The sequence below is a fragment of the Albidovulum denitrificans genome, assembly GCF_002973535.1.
GTDB lineage: Bacteria > Pseudomonadota > Alphaproteobacteria > Rhodobacterales > Rhodobacteraceae > Albidovulum > Albidovulum denitrificans.
Genome location: NZ_PVEP01000004.1, coordinates 235,487 through 259,614, shown reverse-complemented (window position 1 = coordinate 259,614; position 24,128 = coordinate 235,487). Strand labels below are relative to the sequence as shown.

Here is a 24,128-nt window from a genome sequence, read left to right as displayed (position 1 = left end):
CCCATGCGCGAGGGCTATGATGCGCCGCCCCTGAACCCGATACCGGGGGTGGTCTGGCTGATCCTTCTGCCCATCGTCGCGATGGAGCTTGTCGTCAGCGCCGGAACCCTTGGCATTGCCGGTGGCGCGACCGGCGTCGGCTGGCGGCAAGAGGCGTTGCAGCGCTTTGCCCTGTCACCAGAGATGCTGGACCAGATGATCGGCACCGGGCGCTGGACCTGGGACTACCTGATGCGCTTCATCAGCTACGGCTTCGTCCATGGCAGCTTCACCCATGCACTTCTGGCCGCGGTCTTCATCCTCGCCATGGGCAAGTTCGTGGCAGAGATCTTTTCGCCCTGGTCGGTCCTTGCCGTGTTTTTTATCCCGCTGGCCCTTGGCGGTGTCGCCTATTCGCTGATCCCCGGCGTGAAGATGGCGCTGTTCGGCGCCTATCCCGGTGCCTATGGGTTGATCGGGGCCTTCACCTTCATCATCTGGGCACGGCTCGGGGCCGAGAACGCGAACCGGGCGCGGGCTTTCACTCTGATTGCCTTCCTTCTGGGTATTCAGCTGATTTTCGGTGTCATCTTCGGCGGGTCGCCGGACTGGGTCGCCGATCTGGTGGGCTTCGCGGCGGGCTTCGGCCTGTCGTTCCTTGTCGGCCCCGGCGGGCCTGCGCATCTTCTGCGCGCGATCCGTCAGCGCTGACGCGACAGGCCGGACCGGAAGTCCGACAGCCGGAAGGCGCCCAGCGCATAGGCCGCGGCGCCGTAAACCGCCATCCCGCTGACCACCAGAAGCGCCAGCGCCCAATAGCGGTGGCCATGGGCCGACAGCGCGTCCGACAGGCCCCATTCCGCCCCCCAAAGGAACAGACCCAGGATCAGGCTTGCCCCCGCCACGCGCGGCAGGCGCGCGCGCAGCCGGTCGTCGGCGCGCGCCGCCTCCCCCATGCCGCGCGTCCCGCGCCAAAGCTGGACGGTCATCACCCAGCCCGCCAGCGTCGTTCCCAGCGCGGCGGCGATAAAACCCAGGACAGGCGCCAGCCCGATGGCCAGCCCCGCATTCACGAACATCGACCAGACGGCAAAACGGAACGGTGTCCGCGTATCCTCGCGCGCGAAGTAAAGCGGCTGAAGCACCTTTTGCAGCACGAAGGCCGGAAGGCCGGCACCATAGACCGCCAGCGCCAGCGCCGTCGGGACGGTATCCGCGCGGGTGAACGCGCCGCGTTCGTAAAGGACCCCGATCAGCGGAACCGCGATGACCATCAGCGCCACGGCGGCGGGCAAGGTCAGGAACAGCGCGAATTCGGTCGCGCGGGACAGGGCATAGCGGCTGCCCGGCACATCCCCGGCCTTCAACCGACGGGAAATGTCGGGCAACAGGACGATCCCGATGGCAATGCCCACCACACCCAGCGGCAGTTGATAAAGCCGGTCGGCATAGGAAAGCCACGCAATCGCGCCGTCAAAGAAACTGCCGACCTGACGCCCGACAAGCAGGTTGATCTGCACCACCCCACCGGCAAGGACCGCAGGCCCGGCGATCACCAGAAGCCGTTTCAGATCGGGCGTCATCCGGGGCCGCCGCAGGCGCAAGGGGAAGCCCATCCGCGCCGCCGCGACCCAGACCAGCGCCAGTTGCGCAAGGCCCGTCACCGGCGTCGCCCAGGCCAGCGTCAGCCCCATGTCCCAGCCCAGATGCCGCGCGGCGACCATCGCGCCGATGAAGATCACGTTCAGCAGCACCGGCGCCCCCGCCGCCGCCACGAACCGCCCCCCCGCGTTCAGTAGGCCCGACAGAAGCGCTGTCAGCGAGATGAAGAGGATATAGGGAAAGCAGATCCGGCCATAGAGGACCGCCAGCGGCAACCTCTCATCCCCCGCGAAACCGCCCGCCATCGCCAGTACCAGCCAGGGCATCGCCACCATCGCGACAAGCGACACGATGAGGACCACGAAGGCGAGGCCGGAAAACGCATCCTCGGCAAAGCCCCGCGCATCCTCCTCCGCCTCAAGCTTCTTCGAAAAAAGCGGCACGAAGGCGGTGTTGAACGCACCCTCGGCGAAAAAGCGGCGGAACATGTTGGGCAGGGAAAAGGCGACCAGAAACGCCTCGGCCATCGGCCCGGTGCCAAGATAGGCGGCGATCAGAACGTCGCGGGCAAAGCCCACCACGCGGCTAAGCAGCGTCCAGGCGCCCACCGTCAGGAAGCCGCGGATCAGTCGGATCGGTTTCATCAGCCCTTCGCCCGCTCGGCGCCTTCCGCGATGGCCTGGCGCAGCTTGCGCTCAAGGCTTTCCTGTTTCGACCGGGCGTGCAGCTTCAGCCCGAACATGTCCTTGACGTAGAAGCTGTCGACGACCTGCGCGCCATAGGTCGCGATCACGGCCGAGGCGATGTAGATATTGTTGTTCGCCAGCGTCCGCGTCAGGTCGAACAAAAGGCCCGGCCGGTCGCGGGCATCGACCTCGATGATCGTGTAAATCTCCGACCCTTCGTTGTCGATCGTGATATGGGTCGGGAACTGAAACTCCCGCTCGCGCTTCTTCAGCTTGTCGCGGTCCTTCAACGCCTCGCGCGGCACCACCTCCCCCTTCAGGGTCTTCTGGATGGTGGAGCGCAGCCGGGGCAGTCGGTCGGCCTCATAAGGATGCCCCTCGCTGTCCTGAATCCAGAACACCGCCGTGGCATATCCGTCCTTCGACGTATACGTCCGCGCATCGACGACATTGGCCCCGACCAGCGCCAAGGCCCCCGCGAGGCGGGAGAAGATGCCGGGATGATCGCTGAGCGCGAAGCAGGCGCGCGTCGCGTCGTGATCGGGATCGGGTTTCAGGTCGATGCGGATTTCGTCATCCGGGATGTCCCGAAGAAGGGTCGCAAAGACCTTGTGTGTCTCGGTCGAAAGGCTTTGCCAGTAGGGGCCGTAATGGCGGGCCGTCTCGCGCCGCAATTCCTTGGCGTCCCAACCCTCAAGCCGTTCGCGCAGCGCCCGCTTGGCGTCATTCTCCCGCTTGTTGGAGTTGATCGTCTCCAACCCGGCCTCAAGCGCGTTCGCGGTATCGGCATGAAGGCGGCGCAGAAGCATGGCCTTCCAGTTGTTCCAGGTGTTCGGACCGACGCCGCGAATGTCGCAGACCGTCAGCACCGTCAGCAGGTCAAGCCGCTTGCGCGTCTTCACGATCTTGGCGAAATCTCGCACCGTGCGCGGGTCCGAAATGTCGCGCTTTTGCGCCATGTCGGACATCGTCAGGTGATAGCGGATCAGCCATTCGACGGTTTCGCTTTCCTCCGCCGTCAGGCCAAGGCGCGGGGCAACCTTCCGCGCGATCTGCGCGCCAAGGATCGAATGATCCTCGGGTCGCCCCTTGCCGATGTCGTGCAGAAGAAGCGCCACATACAACACCCGCCGGTTCACCCCCTCGTCGAGGATCTTCGACGACAGCGGCAATTCCTCGATCAGCTCATGCCGCTCGATCTGCGCAAGGGTGGAGATCACCTGGATCGTGTGTTCGTCGACCGTATAGTGATGATAGTAGTTGAACTGCATCATCGCCACGATCGGCTCGAACTCCGGGATGAAGGCCGACAGCACGCCAAGCTCATTCATCCGCCGAAGCGCGCGTTCCGGGTTGCCGTGCTTCAGCATCAGGTCAAGGAAGATGCGCGTCGCCTCGCGATCCTCGCGCATCTCGTCGTCGATCAGGTCCAGATTGGCCGCGACCGCGCGCATCGCATCGGGGTGGATCAGGTAGCCGGTCCTCAGCGCCTCTTCGAAGATCCGAAGCAGGTTCAGCTTGTCTGCCAGGAACGCCTTTTCATCGGCGATGGTGATCCTTCCGTTCTGGATCACATAGCCCGCGCGCAGCTTCTTGCGGCGGCGCAAAAGGCCCGCAAGCCGCGCCTCGCGCTTGACATGGGACGCTTCCAGCGCGGTCAGGAAGACGCGCGTCAACTCACCCACGCGGGTGGCGTGGCGGAAATAGTCCTGCATGAAATGCTCGACCGCCCGCCGCCCGCCGGTGTCGCGATAGTCCATGCGGCTCGCGACCTCGACCTGAAGGTCGAAGGTCAGCTGATCCTGCGCCCGCCGCGCGATCATGTGCAGGTGGCAACGCACCGCCCAAAGGAAATCCTCGGCCGCGGCGAAGGTCTCATACTCCTCCTGCCGGAAAAGCCCGATACCCACCAGTTCCGCCGCACGCCGCACGCCGTGCAGGTATTTCCCGATCCAGTAAAGCGTTTGCAGATCGCGCAGCCCGCCCTTGCCCTCCTTCACGTTCGGCTCAAGCACATAGCGCTGGCCGCCCTGGCGCTTGTGCCGGTCAGAGCGCTCTGTCAGCTTCGCCTCGATGAAATCGGCGGCCGTGTTCTTGAACAGGTCGTTGCGCAGCCGGGTGCGCAGGTCCTGCGCCAGCGGTTCATGCCCCGCGATATAGCGCCGCTCCAGAAGCGCGGTGCGGATCGTGTAATCCTCACGCCCCAGGCGGACACAATCCTTCACCGTCCGGCTGGCATGGCCGACCTTCAACCGCATGTCCCAGAGGATATAAAGCATCGTCTCGATGACGCTTTCCGCCCAGGCGGTCATCTTCCACGGCGTCAGGAACAGAAGGTCCACGTCGGAATAAAGCGCCATCTCGGCCCGGCCATAGCCACCGACGGCAAGGACGGTGATCCTCTCCCCCTCGGTCGGGTTCGCGCGGGGCAGCAGAACCGTGGTGGTAACGGTAAAGGCCTGCCAGACGATCGCGTCGGTCAGCGCGGCATAGGCACGCACGGTCTGGCGCGCGGCGCGGGGATGGGTGGCGAAATCCTCGGCGATCAGCGCCAGCACATCGGTTCGCGCCTCGGTCAGGGCGCGGACGATGGCGGCGCGACGCTCGCGCGGTTCGTCGCACCCCTCAAGGGTTCCGGTCAGGTGCCGGGCAAACCCCTCGCGGTCGAAAAGAAGGTGGCGCGCGACAGACGCGGGCAGATCGCTGGCGGGAAAGGGCAGCGCCCCGCTTTCGGGCGCCGCCGCATCCGCCGTGCCGCGATCAGAAGCCTGCGCCGCCGAAGGCTTGCGGTGCCGGATCAATCACAACCACCTGTGAGTTCTGGATCTTTGCAATCGCAAGGCCCCTTTCGTTGGTCCCGTCGCCACGCAGGCGGAATATGCCGCTGACACCCGAAAAGCCAGAGCCTTGCGTCAGCGCGGCACCGCTCAGCGCGTTCGATTTGCCCTGCTTGACCAGCGCGCCGATGGCCGCGATCCCGTCATAGGCAAGCCCGACGACCGCCGCCGGAACCGGCGCGCTGCCATAGGTCGCGGTATAGCGGCTTTCGAACTGCTGCGTCCGGCCGGGGCTGGGCATCGCGAAGACCCCGCCCTGAAGCCCCGGCAGCGCGGCGGCCTGCGACGGCACGTCCCAGCGCGTCAGCCCGGCCAGTTGCACGACGTCAAGCGTCAGCCCCTGCTCGCGGATCAGCTGCGTCAGGATCGGCAGGGCGCCGTCCGTCGTCGCATCGACAATGACGGCATTGGCGCCATTGGCCTTCGCCGCAGAAACGATCTGCGGCGCGGCGCTGACGACGCCGTTCTGCGACATCGCGTAAGAAACGTTGCCAACCACGCTCGCCCCCGTCCCGGCGGCGGCGCGCGCCACGGCCGACTGCGCCTGCTGCCCCGCCGGGGTCTGCGCGGAAACGGTCAGGATGCGGCCCTTGCCGCTCCGGGCAAGGTAGCCGACGATCCGGTTCGCGGTGTTCTGGAAGGTGGAGCCGAGGATGAAGACATTGCCGCCCGCGATGTCGGGGTTGTTGGAGAAGCTGAGGACATTGACCCCGCTCGACGCGACGGCGACACCGGCGGCATTGGCCGATTGCGCGTAAAGCGGGCCGATGATGATCTTCGCGCCCTCGTTCACGGCCTTCGCCGCCGCCGAGGCCGCCTGCGCGGGCTGCCCGGCGGTGGAATAGACGCGCAGGTCGATCGTCACGCCGCTGAGGTCCGCCATGGCAAGGCGGGCCGCATTCTCAAGCGACTTGGCCATGTGTTCGTCGGTGGTGGAGCCGGACCCCGACGGCACCAGAAGCGCGACCGGAACCGGCTCGCTGGTGTTGATCGACGGTCCCCCGCCGCCCATGGCAAGCGGGTCGCAGGCGGCGAGGGCAAGCATGGCCACGGCGGCCGCAGCCCGGGTCATGAACTTGCGGCGGCGATGGAAAACGGTGAACATATTGACATCCTCTGGCGGGCTGGAGGCGGGACACTGACGCGAAAAGAGCCTATGCGCTCACGCATTCGAAGTAAACGCAAGAGCGGGGCGCATGGCGGAAATCGGATCAGGACAGCGGCTGCCGGGCGGGCTTTACTTCATCTCGACGCCCATCGGCGCGGCGCGCGACATCACGCTCAGGGCGCTTGACCTGCTGCGCGATGCCGAGGTGATCGCGGCCGAGGATACCCGCTCTCTCAGGCACCTGATGGACATCCACGGCGTGGCTCTCGGCGGCCGCCCGCTTCTGTCCTACCATGACCACAACGGCGAACAGATGCGCCCCCGCCTGCTGGATGCGCTGAAGGACGGGAAATCCGTCGTCTATGCGTCGGAGGCCGGCACCCCCCTTGTCGCCGATCCCGGCTATCAGTTGGGCGCGGCGGCGATCGCGGCGGGCCATCCGGTGACGGCGGCACCGGGGCCATCGGCGGCGCTGGCGGCGCTGACCGTTTCGGGGCTGCCGTCGGACCGGTTCCTCTTCGCGGGCTTCGCGCCAAACGGCTCAGGGCCGCGACGGCGCTGGCTTGCAGACCTGAAAGCCACGCCCGCGACCCTCATCCTCTACGAATCGCCCAAGCGTCTTAAGGCGCTGTTAACCGACATGGCGGAGGTAATGGGGGGGGGCCGGCGGGCCGTTGTCTGCCGGGAACTGACGAAGAAGTTCGAAGAGGTGCTGCGCGGCACGGTCGCGGATCTGGCGGCCGCCTTCGCCGACCGCGAGGCGCGCGGCGAGATCGTGGTCCTGATCGACCGTCCGGGGGCAACGGTGGTCACGCCCGCCGATATCGAGGCCGCGTTAAGGGAGGCGCTGACATGCCAGTCGGTCAAGGACGCAGCGGCGACAGTGGCGGCGGCAACCGGCGCGCCGCGGCGCGAGGTCTACCAGATGGCCCTGAAACTCGCCGCAAAAGACTGACCGGGCGCCTTGCCCAGCTTGGCGGCCTGGCGGCCGAAGACCGTGTCGCGGACTGCCTTGAGGGCCGGGGCCTCAGCATCCTCGCCCGCCGCTGGCGCGGCAAGGGTGGTGAGATCGACCTGATCTGCGCCGACGGCCCGGTGACGGTCTTTGTCGAGGTGAAATCGGCCCCCGATTTCGCCCGCGCCGCCGAAAGTCTCGGCCCCCGGCAAATGGCCCGCATCCGCGCCGCCGCGTCGGAATTCGCCGCCACCCTTCCCGCCGGGCAGGACAGCGACATGCGCTTTGACGTCGCCCTTGTCGACGGCATCGGGCGGATCGAGATCATCGTCAACGCGCTTGGCCCCTGATCGGCGCCCCCGGTCTGCGCCCCCGATCTGCGATTGCATCCGGCGCGGGCCTCGGTCATCTATCGGGTCGGACGGACAAGGCAAAGGCGGGCGGCATGACACTCAAGGTAGCGATCCAGATGGACCCGATCGGGCCGATCAACATCGACGCCGATTCCACCTTCCGCATCGCGCTTGAGGCGCAGGAACGCGGCCATACGCTCTTCTACTACACGCCGGACCGGCTTTTTTACCGCGAAGGGCGCGTGATGGCGCGCGGCTGGCCGCTTGAGGTCCGTCGCGAGAAGGGTAACCACTTCACGCTGGGGGCAGAGGAAGAGGTCGACCTGGCCGACTGGGACGTGGTCTGGCTGCGCCAGGACCCGCCCTTCGACATGGGCTATATCACCACGACCCATCTTCTGGACATGATCCACCCCAAGACGCTGGTGGTGAACGATCCGTTCTGGGTGCGGAACTACCCCGAGAAACTCTTGGTCCTCGCCTTCCCCGACCTGACGCCGCCGACCCTGATCGCCCGCGATCTGGCGACCATCCGCGAGTTCAAGCACCGCCACGGCGACATCATCCTGAAACCGCTCTACGGCAATGGCGGCGCCGGTGTCTTTCGCCTCGACCAGAATGACCGCAACCTCTCCTCGCTTCATGAGCTTTTCGCGGGCATCAACCGTGAGCCGCTGATCGCGCAGAAATTCGTCCCCGACGTCTCGAAAGGCGACAAGCGCATCATTCTGGTGGATGGAGAGCCGGTCGGCGCCATCAACCGCGTCCCGGCGGCGGGGGAAACGCGGTCGAACATGCATGTCGGCGGGCGGCCCGAAAAGATCGGCCTGACCGACCGCGACCTTGAAATCTGTGCCAAGATCGGCCCCACGCTGCGCGAGAAGGGGCAGATCTTCGTCGGGATCGACGTCATCGGCACCTGGCTGACCGAGATCAACGTGACCTCCCCCACCGGCATTCAGGAGCTTGAGCGTTTCGACGGCACCAACACCGCCGCCAGGCTCTGGGAGGTGATCGAGGCGAAACGGCGCCGGGCGTGAGCGGGGCCAACGAACAACCCGTCCTGATCGCGATGACGGTCTACAACGCCGCCGCCAACCTTGATGCGCAGCTTCGCAGCATCGCGGCGCAGGACCATCGGGACTGGACCCTGATCGTCAGCGATGACGGATCGCAGGACGGCAGCGCCGAGATCGCCCAGCGTTTCGCGCAGAAGGCGGGCGCGCGGCGCGTGATCGTCCGTCAGGGACCGCAGGAGGGGTTTGCCGAGAATTTCCTGTCGATCGTGCGGGATGGCTGGGAACCGGGGCTTTCCCTCGCCTTCAGCGACCACGACGACGTCTGGTTTCCCGACCGCCTGTCACGCGGGCTGCGCGCGCTTGCCGGGGTCGGTGCCGACACGCCCGCGCTGTATTGCAGCCGCACCATCATCACCGACGCGGCCCTGCGCCCCCTGCGCCTGTCCCCGCCGCGGCCCCGCGCGCCTTCCTTCCGCAATGCGCTGGCACAGAACATCGCCGCCGGGAACACCATCCTCGCCAACCCCGCCGCAGCCCGGCTGCTGCATCAGGCGGCCAGCCGAAGGCCAAAGATCGTCTCGCATGACTGGTGGGCCTATCAGATCGTGACCGGCGCAGGCGGCACGATCCTGCATGACGACGCGCCGACGCTTCTTTACCGCCAGCACACGGCCAACCAGCTCGGCGCGAATGACAGCGCCCGCGCAAGGATGCGGCGCATCGGCATGATCCTGAGCGGGGTCTATCGCCGCTGGAACGACGTCAACCTTGCCGCGCTGACCTCGGCCAGCGACCTGCTGACGGCCGAGAACCGCGATCTTGTCGAACGCTTCACCGCGATCCGTTCGGGGACACGCGGGCTGCGATGCATGACCGCCCTGCGCAAGCTTCGCCTCTATCGCCAGACACGCGCCAGCACGGCCGCGCTTTACGCGGCGGCGCTCTTCAACCGGCTTTGACGGCGGCCTTGCGCCGCGATGCAACAGCGGGCCAGGGCATTTCGTTCATGTTCGAACGACCCGCAGCCCCTCGTCCTGATCGGCATCGGGTCCGTTCTGGGCCGCGAAGGCGGGCAGCCAGCGCATCAGAAGCGCGACCGCCGCCCGGTCGTCGGCGCGGCCGACCGCCTCGCGCAGGTCGCGCAGAAGGCTCGCCATCTCGATCTCGGACAGGCCGGTGTCGCTGATTCGGGCGATCTTCGGGTGGTCCGTCGTCACCGCACCCTGAAGAACCATGCATTCCTCATGCTGCTTTTCACCCGGCCGCAGGCCGGTGGCGATGATGTCGATATCCCCGTCCGGCCGCGCCCCGTCGCGGACGGTAAAGCCGGAAAGCTCGACCATGCGGCGCGCCAGTGTCCCGATGGCGATCGGGTCGCCCATGTCGAGCGCGAAGATCTCCCCGCCCTGCGCGAAGGCGCCCGCCAGAAGGACCAGCGCCGAGGCCTCCTCTACCGTCATGAAGAACCGCGTCGCCGCCGGATCGGTCACCGTAACCGGCCCGCCGCGCAGGATCTGTTCCTGAAAGACCGGCAGGACAGAGCCGGAGGAGCCAAGCACATTGCCGAACCGGACGGCGGAAAACACCGTCTTCGTGCTGCGCGAGGCAAGATCCTGCACGACCATCTCCGCCAGCCGCTTCGACGCCCCCATGACGTTCTTCGGCCGTACCGCCTTGTCGGTGGAGACCAGCACGAAGCGCGGCACGCCGACCTCACGCGCCTTCTGCGCCAGCGTCTCGGTCCCCAGCACATTGTTGGTGAGGCCCTGAATGGCGTTCTTCTGCACCAAAGGCACATGCTTGTAGGCAGCCGCGTGCAGGATCACGTCGACCTCATTCTCGCGCAGGACCCGGTCGACAAGCGCCGCATCGGCGACCGAGCCGAGGACGGAGACAAGCTCCACCCCGCGATCCGCCGCCAGGACCGAAAGCTCATTCTCCACCTGGAAAAGCGCGAATTCGTTCAGTTCGAACAACACCAGCCGCCGGGGGGAGACGGTCAGGACCTGCCGGCAAAGCTCCTGCCCGATGGTGCCGCCCGCGCCCGAGACCAGGACCGAGGCACCGGCATAGCTGTCATAGGCATGGGTGCCGCCGCTCAACGCCTCTTCGCGTTGCAGCATGACCCGCGGCGCGGCGGGCGACAGCTTGTCCAGCAGCCCGGTAGAGCCCATCAGGTCGGAAAAGGCGGGCAGCGTCCAGACATCGGCGCCGCGCTCCTCGAACCGCTGGGCGATCAGGGTGCGGCGGTGCAGCGACAGACTGGGAATCGCGATGATGACGCGGTCGATCCGCGCCATGGAAAACAGCGTCGGCAGATCGCGCACCGGATAGACCGGCAGCCCGGCGACGGAAATCCCGGCCAGCGCGGGGTTATCGTCGGCGAAGGCCACGGCGACGATATCGGAGCGGTTGCGCAGCGCCGTCGCAACCATCATGCCCGTCCGCCCGGCACCGTAGATCAGGACATTCGTGATCGCCCGGCTGCGGCCATAGATCCAGATCAGCACATGACAGATCGCGATCCGCGTCGCCGCGCAGACCCCGAAGAAAAGCATCGCGAAGATGACGAAGAACCCGGCGCCCAGCGCCTCATCCTGCGCCCAGGCGGCGATACCCGTCCCGCCCGCCAGAAGGGCCGCGAACATGGCGACCTTCAGCGCCGCGCCGCCGTCGAAATCCTTCGGCCGGATGTCAGGAATGGACAGCGCCAGCCCCAGCGCGAGCGTCAGCGCCAGAAGGACGGGCAGCAGGTTGAGGCTGGCGCGCATCTCGGCCAGCGGCAGCAGCGTGTTGTGCTGCACCACCAATGCGGCAAAGAACGCCAGGGGCGCCAGCAGCAGGTCCGTCAGAAGAAAGATGACGCGTTTTTGCGGGGGCGTCAGCGCGAGTAGAAGCTTGACCATCCTGCAACTCCGGTTTTCGGGATCAGCGACAGCCGACGTTCTCTTGTCTTTCCGCACATTCGTCCTCAGGCAACACACAACAGAACTCGTCACACGTCCGGGTTTAGCGCGTTCGAATTCCGCTGTTCAAGCGGCACCGCCCAAGTTTTCCCGGACGCGCGGCTTTCTGCGCACAGTGGGCGCTCATGGTTAATCAACGATGAAGGACGGTGCGCAGGATTATCCAGAGATCGAGGCAGATCGACCTGTTGCGCTGATAGATCAGGTCGAGTCGCGCCTTGCGCGGCACGCAGCGGCGGCGATAGATCGCCTCGGTCTCCTCGGCGGTGCGGCTGTCGGCCAGAAGCCGCGCCTCCTCATGCCGGTAGACCAGCGTGGCAAGCCCGGTAAGGCCGGGGCGCGACTTCAGGACACGGGCGTAAAGGTCCGGCGCGGCCTCAACATAGACCCGAAGCGGCGCGCGGGGACCAACAAAGCTCATGTCGCCGCGCAGGATGTTGAAAAGCTGCGGCAGCTCATCCAGGTGGGTGCTGCGCAGGAAGGGGGCGCAGCGGGTCAGCCTGTCGGCCTTGTGGCCGCCGGTGGCGCCATGGTCGGCCGGATCGGCCCGCATGGTGCGGAACTTCCACAACCGGAAGGGCGTCACCGGGTCACGCATCCGCTCGGAGACGTAGAAGACCGGGCGGCCGTCCAGGATCAGGATCAGCGCGCCGATCACGACCATGGCAAGGGCGACCGCAGGCAGAACCAGAAGGGCCAGCACGATATCGAAAAGGCGCTTGCCCGGCGTCACGGGAACCCGACCGTCTTTGCGGCACCGGGGCCGTGACGATGGCGGCCTGCCGTCGCCTTCCCCGGAATGTGATCGTGTTGCCCTGGTCCCATGACGCTGACCTACCACCCCGCCCCGGTCCGGGCCAGATAGATTGCCGCACCCGCCTTGCCTCTCCCGGCCACGGGGACTTTAATGCCGCGCAGGCAGGGAGGATCGCAGATGGCGACGGGGCAGAACATTCGCACCTATTTCGACGGCACCTGGCATGACGGCGACGTGCCGATCATGCGCGCCGCCGATCATGGCAGCTGGCTTGGCACCACGGTCTTCGACGGCGCCCGGCAGTTCGACGGCGTCACCCCCGATCTCGACGCGCATTGCGCGCGCGTCGTGCGGTCGGCGCGGGCGCTGATGATCGACCCGACCCTGACGGGGGAGGAAATCGCCGCCATCGCCCGCGACGGGCTGCGGCGCTACAACGCCGGGGCCGCCGTCTATATCCGGCCGATGTTCTGGGCGCTGGATGGCGACATATCCGGCATCGTCCCGCGCCCCGGCGCCACCGGCTTTGCGCTCTGCCTTGAGGAGATCCCGATGGCGGACGAAACCGCCACCACGACGCTGACCACCACGCGCTTCCGCCGCCCGGTCCTTGACTGCGCGGTCACCAATGCCAAGGCCGGTTGCCTTTACCCCAACAACGCCCGGATGCTGGCCGAGGCGCGCAGCAAGGGCTTTGGCAATGCCCTTGTCGCCGATGCCATGGGCAACGTGGCCGAATCGGCCACCGCCAACGTCTTCATGGTCCGCGACGCAGAGGTCTTTACCCCCATCGCCAACGGCACCTTCCTGTCCGGCATCACCCGCGCCCGCCACATCGCCAACCTGCGGGCCGAGGGCGTTCCGGTCCACGAAACCGTGCTGACCTTCGACGATTTCCGCGCCGCGGATGAGGTCTTCCTGTCCGGCAACATGTCGAAGGTGACCCCCGTCACCGCCTTCGACGACACGAAATATGCCCATGGCCCGGTGACAAGACGCATCCGGTCGCTTTACATGGACTGGGCGCATTCGGGGCAATGACGCTGCGCCGCATCGCACGGTTCACCTTGCTCCTTTGGATGCTCGGAAGCTGGGCCCTGACCGGCTATATCCTTGCGCGGCACCCGTTCGCACAACCGCTTGTCGAACGCAGCGCCGCGGAGGCGCGCGTGGCGTTCCAGGTGGCAATGACCCGGACAGTCACGGCGGACTGGCTGATACCCCGCCTGGCAGATGCCACCCGGAATGATCGGCCGGACGACATCACCCTTTATCTCGACCTCGCGAAAGAACATCACGTCTTACTTCCCGGCGCCCTGATCGCAGAAGCAGAAGACGTCGTCGCGGCCCACGAAGGCAAGCTTGCAACCGCGAAAGACTGCGCCATCTGCGCCTTTGACATCACGCAATGTAGCAGTCTGACGCTGATCGGGGCCTGCGCCATCCCTGTTGAGATGTCGCCCGTCGGAGACGTGACGGCGCTGGGACGCGCGGCAGTGGCGGCGGTGAACGGCGATGAAGTGGACACGCTCGACGCAGGCCTCGCCTTGGTCGGCCTCGCCGCGTCGGGGCTGGTGATCGTGACCGGCGGGGAAAGCGCCGTTGCCAAGGCGGGGGCGACCTTCCTGCGCGTCGGACGCAAGACGCGCGCCCTTTCCGCGCGAATGGTGGACGCTCTATGGGATATGGTACGCGAGCTGATCCAGTGGAACCGTATTCCGGCCGTTCTGAGCCGGAAAGCGCCGCTCGAGTCCGCCGTGGACGGCGTGAGGATGGCGCGCCTGACGGCCGCCGCAAAGGATGTCGGGCGTATCGCCGACAACACCTCGGTCGGTGAGACGCTGGATCTCATGCAACATGCGGACACGGTCGAAGACCTTGGCAGGATCGCACGGGTTTCGGACGTGGCCGGTAAGGATACTCGGAAGGTGATGAAGGTCCTTGGCCGGGATGCGTTTCGGCTTTTGCTGCGCGTATCAGATCTGGCGGCGGCGGCGATCGGTCTTGTGGCCTTGGTCCTTGCCCAGACTGTCGGAATGCTGGCCGGATTTTTGCGCATGACGCTGCGCCGCCTAGCGCGCGAACCCCGGCGTCGCAGACCACGCGGCACCGTTGCCTAATCCGGTGCAAGCGGCCATGATCGCGCCGCCGCGATAATGGAGCCCCCGATGCGCAAGTTTCTCGTCGTCCTCGATGACAGCCGCGAATGCCTGAACGCGATGCGCTTTGCCGCGCTCAGGGCCGCGCATACCGGCGCGGGGGTCCAGATCCTTTCCGTCATCCCGCCGGAGGAGTTCCAGCACTGGATCGGCGTCGCCGACATCATGCGGCAGGAGGCGCGCGAGCGGATCGTGGCCCATTTCGAGGTTTTCGCCAAATGGATGCGCGACCGGCAGGGGATCGAACCCGAACTCGTCATCCGCGAGGGCGAGCCGGTGAACGAGATCCTCGACCAGATCCGCGAGGATGCGCAGATCGGGGTGCTTGTCCTTGGCGCCGGGACCGACAAGTCGGGGCCAGGGCCGCTGGTGACGCAGATGACCCGCAATTCCGGCACCCTGCCGATCCCGATCACCATCGTTCCGGGCGAGATGTCGAAGGAACGGCTTGAGGCCATCACCTGAGACCACGCCATGTCCTGCAAAAGCGAACCCCTCCGCGACGGCGCGACCCTGATCGGGCCATTGTCGGACGTCCACTACCTTGACGTGCGCTCGCTGGACCTGCCGCGCGCCTTCACGCCGCTGGATATCTGGGACCGGATGATGGCCACCGGCCTGCCCGGCCTGAAACTCGCCTTCCGGCTGCGCGACCGGCTGGCGGGTCTTGCGGGCATTCGTCCGATCGGCGGTCTGACGACAAAGCGGACCGCGACGCCGAAACCCGGCGACATGCTGGACTTCTTCACCATAGAACGGATCGACGATGAAGAGATGGTCCTGATCGTGCGGGATCGCCACCTCGATGTCCTGATCTCGGTGCTGACGGCGAACCGGCGGCTGACCATTACCGCCTCGGTCCACAACCACAACTGGCTTGGCCGTCTCTACATGATCCCCGTCGCGCCCGCGCATCGGGTGATCGTCACCCTGATGAACCGGCGGCTGGCGCGGCAACTGGCGGCGGAAGAGACGATTTAGAACCGTTCCAAACTTGACTTCCGGGGGGTCCGGGCGCATATCCGACCTGAATAGTCGGAGACTTCAGATGTTCATCCAGACCGAATCGACGCCCAACCCCGCCACGCTGAAATTCCTGCCCGGCCAGACCGTGCTGGACGCCGGAACGGCGGACTTCACCTCGGCGGAAACGGCCGCCAAATCGCCGCTCGCCACGCGCATCTTCGGCGTGGACGGCGTGACCGGCGTCTTCCTCGGCACCGATTTCGTGACCGTGACCAAGGCCGACGCGGTACTGTGGGAACATATCAAGCCCGCCCTTCTCGGCGCGATCATGGAACATTTCCAGTCGGGCGCCCCGGTGATCGAAGGCGAACAGGCGCCCTCGGGCCATGCCGCCCATGACGGCCCGGATGAGGATATCGTCCGCCAGATCAAGGAACTGCTCGACACCCGCGTGCGCCCCGCCGTGGCGCAGGACGGCGGCGACATCACCTTCCACGGCTTCGACCGTGGCGTCGTCTACCTGCATATGCAGGGCGCCTGCGCGGGCTGCCCGTCCTCGACCCTGACGCTGAAGATGGGGATCGAAAACCTGCTGCGGCACTACATCCCCGAAGTGACCGAGGTGCGCCCCGTTGCCGCCTGACGCGCCGGTCCTTGGCTTCGACACATCGGCCGCGCATTGCGCGGCCGGTCTGTTTCTGGCCGGGCGCATCGCCGCGAAACGGGCGGCACCGATGCAGAAGGGGCAGGCCGAACACCTGTTCCCGATGCTTGAGGAATTGCTGGCCGATCAGGGGCTGAGCTGGCGCGATCTTGCCGCCATCGGCGTCGGCATCGGGCCGGGCAACTTCACCGGCATCCGCATCGCGGTCAGCGCCGCGCGGGGGCTGGCCCTGTCGCTTGGCGTACCGGCCATCGGAGTATCATCCTTTGACGTCCTCGCGCGGGGGCAAGGGGACGGCCCGCTTCTTCTGTCACTGCCTGCGCCACGCGACCAGCTTTACCTGCAACGCCATGAAAAGGGCGCGGCAGCAGGCGCGCCCGAGGTGATGGGGGGGATGCTGCCCCCGGAACTTGGCGACCTCACGGGCCACCGGATCATCGGCCATGACACGGCCCGCCTCGCCACCCTGACGGGATCGGCGCTGCCCGCGTTGGAGCGCGCCGTGACGCCCGACACCCTCGGCCTTCTCATCGCGGAAATCGCCGTTGACCGGCGGGCGCAGCCCTGCCCCCGGCCCGCGCCGCTTTACGTCCGCCCGGCAGACGCCGCGCCGATGCGCGACGCAGCCCCGGCAATCCTGCCGTGACCGGCGCGCCGGACCTGCCCACGCTTGCCGCGATCCATGCGGCAAGCTTCATGAACCCCCGCCCGTGGAGCGCCCCGGAACTGCGCGCCCTTCTCGACGGTCTCGGCGCCTTCCTTCTGACCGAGCCGGGCGGGTTCCTCATCGGCCGCACCGTCGCGGATGAGGCAGAGTTGCTGACCCTCGCCGTCGCCCCCGACCGGCGCCGGGGCGGCATCGGCGCCCGCCTCGTCGCCGCCTTCACGGCCGAAGCGCGGGCGAGGGGCGCCGTAACGGCGTTTCTTGAAGTCGCCGCAGACAACACCGCCGCGCTGGCGCTTTACCGCCGCCATGGCTTCGCCGAGACCGGCCGCAGGCCGCGCTACTACACCGACGGACCGGGCGCGCCGGTCGATGCACTGGTCCTGTGCCGCGCACTGCCCGCCAATTCGCCAAAAACCTGACCACCCAGTCAAGAAACACCCTGCGTCAAGCCAGATTGCTATTGACCGGCCAGCGCGCATTGGCCCTAATCTGTGACGATCCGCGCAGGACAGTCCCCCTTCGGGAGACTCGGGAATGCGGATGTCCACGGACGACAACTGGGAGCGATCCATGACACTGATGCACACATTCCTCGGCGCGGCCGCGACGCTGGCGCTTACCTCCGGCGCGGCGCTTGCCGATCCGGCGATCATCTACGACCTCGGCGGCAAGTTCGACAAATCCTTCAACGAAGCCGCCTTCAACGGCGCCGAAAAGTGGAAGGCCGAGACCGGCGGCTCCTACAAGGAGCTTGAGATGCAGTCCGAGGCCCAGCGCGAACAGGCGCTGCGGCGGCTGGCCGAAACCGGCGCGAACCCGGTCGTGATGACCGGCTTTGCCTTCGGTGACGTCCTGAACAAGGTCGCGCCCGACTTCCCCGACACGAAATTCGCGATCATCGACATGGTCGTCGATCAGCCGAACGTGAAATCGGTGGTCTTCACCGAAGAGCAGGGGTCCTACCTCGTCGGCATGATGGCCGCGATGGCCTCGAAAACCGGCACCGTCGGCTTCATCGGCGGCATGGACATTCCGCTGATCCGCAAATTCGCCTGCGGCTATGCCGAGGGTGTGAAGGCCGCCAATCCCGATGCGACCATTGTCGCCAACATGACCGGCACCACGCCCGCCGCCTGGAACGACCCGGTCAAGGGCGCGGAACTGGCCAAGGCGCAGAAATCGCAGGGCGCCGACGTGATCTATGCCGCCGCCGGGGGGACCGGCATCGGCGTGCTTCAGGCCGCCGCCGACGAAGGCATCCTGTCGATCGGCGTCGACAGCAACCAGAACTACCTGCATCCCGGTCAGGTCCTGACCTCGATGGTCAAACGCGTCGACAACTCCGTCTATGAGGCATTCTCGGAAGGTCCCGACATGACCACCGGCATCAATGTCATGGACCTCAAGGCCGGCGGTGTGGACTACGCGCTTGACGACAACAACAAGGCCCTCGTGACGCCCGAGATGCAGGCCGCCGTCGATGAGGCGAAAGCCAAGATCGAGGCGGGTGAGATCACCGTCCACGACTACATGTCCGACGAAACCTGCCCCGCCCTGACCTTCTAAATGGCGGCGACGGGAACGACTTCGGGGCGGCAGGACACTGCCGCCCCTGAGGGCAAGGCCCCCGCCATCGAACTGCGGGGGGTCTCCAAGGCGTTCGGGCCGGTTCAGGCCAACAAGGACATTTCCATCCGGGTCATGCCCGGCACGATCCACGGCATCATCGGCGAAAACGGCGCGGGCAAATCCACGCTGATGTCGATCCTTTACGGCTTCTACAAGGCCGATGCGGGTGAGATCTTCATCAACGGACAAAAGACCGATATCCCCGACAGCCAGGCGGCAATCCGCGCCGGGATCGGCATGGTCTTCCAGCATTTCAAGCTGGTGCAGAATTTCACCGTCCTCGAAAACGTGATCCTCGGCGCCGAGGATGGCGCGCTTCTGCGCCCCTCGCTTGCCAAGGCGCGGCGGGTCCTGAAGGAACTGGCAAAGGAATACGGCCTTGACGTCGACCCCGACGAGGTGATCGAGGAACTCAGCGTCGGCCACCAGCAGCGGGTCGAAATCCTCAAGGCGCTATACCGCCACGCCGATATCCTGATCCTCGACGAACCCACGGGCGTCCTGACGCCGGATGAGGCCGATCACCTCTTCCGCATCCTGCGCGGGCTGAAGGAGCAGGGCAAAACCATCATCCTCATCACCCACAAGCTGCGCGAGATCATGGAGATCACCGATACGGTCTCTGTCATGCGGCGCGGCGAGATGACGGCAACCGTCAAAACCGCCGAAACCGACCCGGAGCAGCTGGCCGAACTGATGGTCGGGCGCAAGGTCCTGCTGAACGTCCCCAAAGGCCCCGCCAATCCCGGCCGCGTCATCCTTGAGGTCGAAAACCTCCGCGTCGTGGACGAGGACAAGGTGGAGCGGGTCAAGGGCATCTCCTTCACCATCCGCGAGGGGGAGATCTTCGGCATCGCCGGTGTCGCCGGGAACGGTCAGTCCGAGCTTCTCGCCGTCCTTGGCGGCATCATGCCCGCGACCGGGTCGATCCGGCTGAACGGCAAGGACCTTGACCTCACCGGCCGCCATTCCGACGGGCAATCGCGCCGCGCCAGAGGCATCGCCCATGTGCCGGAGGATCGCCAGCACCTTGGCATGATCATGGACTTCACCGCGTGGGAGAACATGGCCTTCGGCTATCACAACGACCCGGCCTATCAGAAGAACGCCCTTCTGATGAACAACGCCGCGATCCTTGAAGACAGCCAGGGCAAGATGGAACGTTTCGACGTCCGCCCCCCGATCCCGACGCTGGCGGCCAAGAACTTCTCTGGCGGCAACCAGCAAAAGATCATCCTCGCGCGGGAAATCGAGCGCAATCCCGACCTTCTCCTTGTCGGCCAGCCGACGCGGGGCGTGGATATCGGCGCGATCGAGTTCATTCACAAGCGGATCGTGGAACTGCGCGACGCGGGCAAGGCCGTGCTTCTGGTCAGCGTCGAACTGGCCGAGATCATGAGCCTGTCGGACCGTATCGCGGTCATGTTCGACGGCCGCATCATGGGCGAACGCATGCCCGAGGACACAGACGAACGCGCGCTAGGCCTTCTGATGGCAGGCGTCGGCGGGGAGGGCGCGTGATGAAGTTTACCCGCTATGCCAAAATCAGAAATGCAAAGAACACCGCAGAATTTGAACTCTGGGATGAGCCACTAGATACAGTCAGTATTCAGACTGAATTATCAACGATCACTATCTCAGTGAAGAATGTAAGAAACGACAACGGTTTGGGTAACTACGAAGGAACACTTGAGCTAAGCATCAAAGAACTTACGGATTTGTTGGCGGCGGTGGCTGAGCGACGGACAAAAGAGATTCGGTCGCTTTTGATGAAGGGTGGAGGCACTGCATGACCCAACTGCCACGCTGGGCCGATGTCGTTCTCGTTCCGCTGATCAGCCTTCTGCTGGCGGGTGCGATTTCCGCCATCGTCATCTGGGCCATCGGCGAAAGCCCGTGGCAGGCGCTGAAGACCATGGTCGATGGCGCGGTCGGGTCGGCCTATGGCTGGGGCTATACGCTTTATTACGCAACCAGCTTCATCTTCACCGGGCTTGCCGTCACGGTGGCCTTCCATGCGAGCCTTTTCAACATCGGCGGCGAGGGGCAGGCGCAGCTTGGCGGGCTGGGCGTGGCGCTGGTCTGCCTTGCCCTGCCCTGGCCGCACTGGACGCTGGCGCTGCCTGCCGCGATGATCGGCGGGGCGCTCTTCGGCGCGGCCTGGGCGGCGATCCCCGCCTATCTTCAGGCCCGGCGCGGCAGCCATATCGTCATCACGACGATCATGTTCAACTACATCGCCGCCGCCCTTATCATCTACATGCTGGTCAGCGTGCTGAAGCCCGTGGGCCAGATGGACCCGGCCACCGCCCGCTTCCCCGCAGGTACCCATCTGCCGACGCTGCACGAAATCCCCGGCTTCAACCTGATCTTCACCAAGCAGGTTCCCGCGAATGTGAGCCTGTTCGTCGCGCTCTTCGCCTGCTGGCTGATCTGGATCCTGCTCTGGCGCACCCGGCTAGGCTACGAAATCCGCGCCTTCGGCCGGTCGGAGCCTGCGGCGAAATATGCCGGGATCTCACCCTTCCGGGTCACGATGTACGCGATGCTGATCTCCGGCGCGCTGGCCGGGCTGATGTCGATCAACAACGTCATGGGCGAAAGCGGGCGTCTGGTGCAGAACTCCGCCGAAGGGGCGGGTTTCATCGGTATCGCCGTCGCGCTGATGGGCCGGAACCACCCCATCGGCGTCTTCCTCGCCGCGATCCTTTTCGGCTTTCTCTATCAGGGCGGGGCCGAGCTTGGCCTCTGGACCTCGATCCCGATCGAGCTTCGGACGGTTGTTCAGGGCCTTGTGATCCTTTTCACCGGCGCGCTCGATCACATGGTGCGCATGTTCCTCGGCCAGTTCTTCCGGCCGCGTCCGCTGGGGGTGGCGTGATGGATTACGCGACGCTTCTCCAGATCCTCGATTCCACCCTGCGGCTGGCAACGCCCCTGCTGCTGGCCTGCCTTGCCGGGCTGTTCTCCGAACGCTCCGGCATTTTCGACATCGGGCTGGAAGGCAAGATGCTGATGGCCGCGATGTGTACCGGCGCGGCGGCCTATCTCTCCGGCTCGGTTTGGGTTGGCGTTCTGGCGGGGATCGCCGGGTCGATGGTGCTGGCCGCGATCCACGGGCTTGCCTCGATCACCTTCCGGGGCAACCAGCTCATCTCCGGCGTCGCGCTGAACTTCATCGCCTCGGGCATCACGGTTCTGGCCGCGCAATCCCTGTTCCGTCAGGGTGGCCGCACCCCGCCCCTTAGCGGCGATGCCCGCTTCAACCCGATCGAGCTGCCCTTCGCCGAAAGCGCCCATGCGATCCCGATCATCGGCCCCTTCTATGCCGAGGTCCTGTCGGGCCACACGATCCTTGTCTATATCGGCCTGCTCTGCGTACCGCTGACATGGTGGGCGCTTTTCCGCACCCGCTTTGGCCTCAGGCTGCGCGCGGTGGGGGAAAACCCGGCCTCGGTCGATACCGCGGGCGTTTCGGTCATCCGCCTGCGCTTTGCCGCCGTCGCCATCACCGGCATCCTCTGCGGCCTTGCGGGCGCCTATATGGCCGCCGGTCTTCAGGCGGGCTTTGGCAAGGAAATGACGGCGGGGCGCGGCTATATCGCGCTGGCCGCGCTGATCTTCGCGAAATGGCGGCCGTGGTACGCGCTGATGGCGACGCTGCTCTTCGGCTTTTTCCAGGCCCTCGCACTGCGCCCCGACGTCATCACGCGCCTCTTCCACTTCTCGATCCCGGTCCCGGCGCTGGACGCGATGCCCTATATCCTGACCGTGGTCGTCCTTGCCGGGTTCGTCGGCCGCGCCATCCCGCCGCGCGCCGGGGGCGAGCCTTATGTGAAGGAACGCTGACGCAGGAAGCCGCCCGCCGATGCTGCACCCGCACCGTCTGGACCTATACAGCCACACAATCTGGCCTAAGAACGCGACACAAGCCCGTTTGACTTGACGTTTCCGGCGGTGCATGAGTGGTATGCACCAGCAGTATCTTCTGCGGATTGCGCCTACCCGATGCAGATCTACCTGCCCATCGCCGAAGTATCGGTCAATGCCTACCTTCTTTTCGGGATCGGCGGGATCGTTGGCGTGTTGTCCGGCCTCTTTGGCGTCGGCGGCGGTTTCCTCATCACCCCGCTTCTCTTCTTCATCGGCATCCCGCCCAGCGTCGCCGTCGCGACCGGCGCGAACCAGGTCGTCGCCTCTTCCATCTCGGGCGTTCTGACGCATCTCAAACGCAAGACGGTCGATCTGCGCATGGGGACCGTGCTGCTGGGTGGTGGTCTGATCGGATCCGCCCTCGGGATCTGGGTCTTCAACCTTCTCTCCCGCCTTGGCCAGATCGACCTGATCGTGCAGCTGACCTATGTCGTTCTCTTGGGCTTCATCGGCCTTCTGATGCTTCAGGAAGGCATCCGCGCCGTGAACAGGGCGCGCAAGAAGGGGCCGGTCGCCCATATCAAGCGCCACCAGCACAACTGGATCCACAAGCTGCCCTTCAAGATGAAGTTCCGCACCTCGGGCCTTTACATCAGCGTCATCCCGCCGCTTGTCTCGGGCATGTTCGTCGGCGTTCTCGCCGCCATCACCGGCGTCGGCGGCGGCTTTATCATGATCCCGGTGATGATCTATCTGCTGGGGATGCCGACCAAGGTGGTGATCGGGACATCGCTGTTTCAGATCATCTTCGTCAGCGGCTTCACCACCTACATGCATGCGGTGACGAACAAGTCTGTCGACCTGATGCTGGCGCTTCTCTTGATCGTCGGCGGTGTGCTTGGCGCGCAGATCGGCGCCCGGCTTGGCACACGGCTCAAGGCCGAACAGATGCGTATCCTGCTGGCGCTGATGGTGCTGATCGTCTGCGGCAAACTCGCGCTCGACCTCCTCCTCCAACCGGCGGAGCTTTACTCCCTCAGCCCGGTGGGGAGGTTCTGATGCGCCGCCTCGCCCTTCTTGCCGCCCTTCTCCTCGCCCCGCCCGCCACCGCGCAGGAAGAGGTCGTGTCAGGCCTCAGCAATGACAGCGTCTCGATCACCGCGAATTTCGACGGGTCCGACATCCTGATCTACGGCGCGGTGAAACGGGAACAGCCGATCCCGGCGACGGGGCTTGACGTTATCATCACCGTCGAAGGCCCGTCCGAACCCGTGACCGTCCGCCGCAAGTCGCGTGAGGCCGGGATCTGGGTCAACACCGCCAGCGTGGAAATCGACCGCGCGCCCAGCTTCTACGCCGTCGAGACGACCGGCCCGCTCGACAAGATCCTCTACCAGACCGAGGATCTGCGCCACAGCATCTCCCCCCGGCAGATGATCCGCTCTGTCGGCGCGCCAAACTATATCTCGGATTCCGCCGCCTTCACCGACGCCCTGATCCGCCTGCGCGAGAAGGACGGGCTTTACGCCATCCATGAAGGCGCGGTCACGCTAAAGGCCGAAACGCTCTTCAGTACCCAGATCGACCTGCCCGCGAACCTGATCGAGGGCGCCTACCGCACCCGCATCTTCCTGATGCGGGACAGGTCCGTGATCGCCAGCGACGAAACGGTCATCGACGTGCGCAAGGTCGGGCTGGAACGCTGGCTTTACGACCTGGCGCGGGAACAGGCGACGATCTACGCGATCCTGGCGCTGGTGCTGGCCTCCTTCGCGGGCTGGGCCGCCTCGGCCGTCTTCCGGCTGATCCGCAGCTAAAGCGTTTCGGGTTTCCGTTGAGAAAGTAAGTATCAGAATTCGAACGAAATACGTTCGAATTCTGATTCAGTGTAAACCCGAAATGCTATAA

General features: G+C 65.7%; 24 protein-coding genes. 19 read left to right on the top strand and 5 right to left on the bottom strand.

Translation table 11 applies throughout. The annotated features are described in order from the left end of the window. The first annotated feature begins 3 nt into the window (after window positions 1-3). Window positions 4-690 (top strand): rhomboid family intramembrane serine protease, encoded by a 687-nt coding sequence (locus LX70_RS11680; protein ID WP_105514932.1) that lies wholly within the window; start codon window positions 4-6, stop codon window positions 688-690. On the opposite strand, the gene murJ is transcribed toward LX70_RS11680, so the two are convergent. Genes murJ through LX70_RS11665 form a run of 3 tightly spaced genes read right to left on the bottom strand, consistent with a single transcriptional unit; the run spans window position 681 to window position 6,209 of the window. Further along, complete coding sequence (murJ, locus tag LX70_RS11675) at window positions 681-2,225, bottom strand: murein biosynthesis integral membrane protein MurJ (protein ID WP_105514931.1); 1,545 nt, start codon at window positions 2,223-2,225, stop codon at window positions 681-683. The genes LX70_RS11680 and murJ overlap by 10 nt on opposite strands. Beyond that, window positions 2,225-5,068 carry a [protein-PII] uridylyltransferase gene (locus LX70_RS11670; protein ID WP_105514930.1) on the bottom strand — a complete coding sequence of 948 codons (2,844 nt, stop codon included), beginning with the start codon at window positions 5,066-5,068 and terminating at the stop codon, window positions 2,225-2,227. The genes murJ and LX70_RS11670 overlap by 1 nt, the downstream gene beginning before the upstream one ends. After that, window positions 5,028-6,209, bottom strand: coding sequence for a penicillin-binding protein activator (locus LX70_RS11665; RefSeq protein WP_105514929.1), 1,182 nt, complete (start codon window positions 6,207-6,209; stop codon window positions 5,028-5,030). Before LX70_RS11665 ends, LX70_RS11670 begins: the two co-directional genes overlap by 41 nt. A 91-nt stretch (window positions 6,210-6,300) precedes the next feature. Between LX70_RS11665 and rsmI the strand changes: the two genes are divergently transcribed. The 4 genes from rsmI to LX70_RS11645 all read left to right on the top strand — a co-directional run bounded on the left by rsmI (window position 6,301) and on the right by LX70_RS11645 (window position 9,498). Beyond that, the gene (rsmI, locus tag LX70_RS11660) at window positions 6,301-7,167 is read left to right on the top strand and encodes a 16S rRNA (cytidine(1402)-2'-O)-methyltransferase (protein WP_105514928.1); all 867 of its coding nucleotides are present in this window, start codon (window positions 6,301-6,303) and stop codon (window positions 7,165-7,167) included. Beyond that, entirely contained in the window at window positions 7,065-7,517 is a 453-nt protein-coding gene (locus LX70_RS11655; RefSeq protein ID WP_211301708.1) for a YraN family protein, read from the top strand. Before rsmI ends, LX70_RS11655 begins: the two co-directional genes overlap by 103 nt. Before the next feature lie 95 nt (window positions 7,518-7,612). Then, window positions 7,613-8,560 carry a glutathione synthase gene (gshB, locus tag LX70_RS11650; protein ID WP_105514927.1) on the top strand — a complete coding sequence of 316 codons (948 nt, stop codon included), beginning with the start codon at window positions 7,613-7,615 and terminating at the stop codon, window positions 8,558-8,560. Beyond that, entirely contained in the window at window positions 8,557-9,498 is a 942-nt protein-coding gene (locus tag LX70_RS11645; protein ID WP_245885047.1) for a glycosyltransferase, read from the top strand. The genes gshB and LX70_RS11645 overlap by 4 nt, the downstream gene beginning before the upstream one ends. A gap of 45 nt (window positions 9,499-9,543) precedes the next feature. Here LX70_RS11645 and LX70_RS11640 read toward each other — a convergent pair whose 3' ends face one another. Both LX70_RS11640 and LX70_RS11635 read right to left on the bottom strand, forming a co-directional pair. Further along, entirely contained in the window at window positions 9,544-11,445 is a 1,902-nt protein-coding gene (locus LX70_RS11640; RefSeq protein WP_105514926.1) for a polysaccharide biosynthesis protein, read from the bottom strand. Window positions 11,446-11,638: 193 nt separating this feature from the next. After that, window positions 11,639-12,238 carry a sugar transferase gene (locus tag LX70_RS11635; protein WP_105514925.1) on the bottom strand — a complete coding sequence of 200 codons (600 nt, stop codon included), beginning with the start codon at window positions 12,236-12,238 and terminating at the stop codon, window positions 11,639-11,641. A 201-nt stretch (window positions 12,239-12,439) separates the two neighbouring features. Here LX70_RS11635 and LX70_RS11630 point away from each other — a divergent pair, with 201 nt between their 5' ends. The 14 genes from LX70_RS11630 to LX70_RS11570 all read left to right on the top strand — a co-directional run bounded on the left by LX70_RS11630 (window position 12,440) and on the right by LX70_RS11570 (window position 24,037). Continuing rightward, a complete protein-coding gene (locus LX70_RS11630) occupies window positions 12,440-13,303 on the top strand; it encodes a branched-chain amino acid aminotransferase (RefSeq protein ID WP_105514924.1) in 864 nt (287 codons plus the stop codon). Then, entirely contained in the window at window positions 13,300-14,382 is a 1,083-nt protein-coding gene (locus LX70_RS11625) for a hypothetical protein (RefSeq protein ID WP_105514923.1), read from the top strand. The genes LX70_RS11630 and LX70_RS11625 overlap by 4 nt, the downstream gene beginning before the upstream one ends. A gap of 48 nt (window positions 14,383-14,430) precedes the next feature. Further along, the gene (locus LX70_RS11620; protein WP_105514997.1) at window positions 14,431-14,886 is read left to right on the top strand and encodes a universal stress protein; all 456 of its coding nucleotides are present in this window, start codon (window positions 14,431-14,433) and stop codon (window positions 14,884-14,886) included. Window positions 14,887-14,895: 9 nt separating this feature from the next. Continuing rightward, on the top strand, window positions 14,896-15,402 hold the full coding sequence (locus tag LX70_RS11615; RefSeq protein WP_105514922.1) for a DUF2867 domain-containing protein: 507 nt from the start codon (window positions 14,896-14,898) through the stop codon (window positions 15,400-15,402). Window positions 15,403-15,469: 67 nt separating this feature from the next. After that, window positions 15,470-16,030, top strand: a complete 561-nt coding sequence (locus LX70_RS11610) for a NifU family protein (RefSeq protein WP_105514921.1) — start codon at window positions 15,470-15,472, stop codon at window positions 16,028-16,030. Further along, complete coding sequence (gene tsaB / locus LX70_RS11605; protein ID WP_105514920.1) at window positions 16,020-16,697, top strand: tRNA (adenosine(37)-N6)-threonylcarbamoyltransferase complex dimerization subunit type 1 TsaB; 678 nt, start codon at window positions 16,020-16,022, stop codon at window positions 16,695-16,697. The genes LX70_RS11610 and tsaB overlap by 11 nt, the downstream gene beginning before the upstream one ends. Next, the gene (locus tag LX70_RS11600) at window positions 16,694-17,137 is read left to right on the top strand and encodes a GNAT family N-acetyltransferase (protein WP_425430588.1); all 444 of its coding nucleotides are present in this window, start codon (window positions 16,694-16,696) and stop codon (window positions 17,135-17,137) included. Before tsaB ends, LX70_RS11600 begins: the two co-directional genes overlap by 4 nt. Before the next feature lie 151 nt (window positions 17,138-17,288). Beyond that, complete coding sequence (locus LX70_RS11595) at window positions 17,289-18,284, top strand: BMP family lipoprotein (protein WP_105514995.1); 996 nt, start codon at window positions 17,289-17,291, stop codon at window positions 18,282-18,284. Further along, window positions 18,285-19,868 (top strand): ABC transporter ATP-binding protein, encoded by a 1,584-nt coding sequence (locus LX70_RS11590; protein ID WP_105514919.1) that lies wholly within the window; start codon window positions 18,285-18,287, stop codon window positions 19,866-19,868. Next, window positions 19,868-20,140 (top strand): hypothetical protein, encoded by a 273-nt coding sequence (locus LX70_RS20460; RefSeq protein ID WP_146111591.1) that lies wholly within the window; start codon window positions 19,868-19,870, stop codon window positions 20,138-20,140. The genes LX70_RS11590 and LX70_RS20460 overlap by 1 nt, the downstream gene beginning before the upstream one ends. Beyond that, complete coding sequence (locus LX70_RS11585; RefSeq protein ID WP_105514918.1) at window positions 20,137-21,228, top strand: ABC transporter permease; 1,092 nt, start codon at window positions 20,137-20,139, stop codon at window positions 21,226-21,228. The genes LX70_RS20460 and LX70_RS11585 overlap by 4 nt, the downstream gene beginning before the upstream one ends. Further along, on the top strand, window positions 21,228-22,196 hold the full coding sequence (locus LX70_RS11580) for an ABC transporter permease (RefSeq protein ID WP_105514917.1): 969 nt from the start codon (window positions 21,228-21,230) through the stop codon (window positions 22,194-22,196). Before LX70_RS11585 ends, LX70_RS11580 begins: the two co-directional genes overlap by 1 nt. 159 nt (window positions 22,197-22,355) lie before the next feature. After that, on the top strand, window positions 22,356-23,279 hold the full coding sequence (locus LX70_RS11575) for a sulfite exporter TauE/SafE family protein (RefSeq protein WP_105514916.1): 924 nt from the start codon (window positions 22,356-22,358) through the stop codon (window positions 23,277-23,279). After that, window positions 23,279-24,037, top strand: a complete 759-nt coding sequence (locus LX70_RS11570) for a TIGR02186 family protein (protein ID WP_211301707.1) — start codon at window positions 23,279-23,281, stop codon at window positions 24,035-24,037. Before LX70_RS11575 ends, LX70_RS11570 begins: the two co-directional genes overlap by 1 nt. Window positions 24,038-24,128 lie beyond the last annotated feature (91 nt).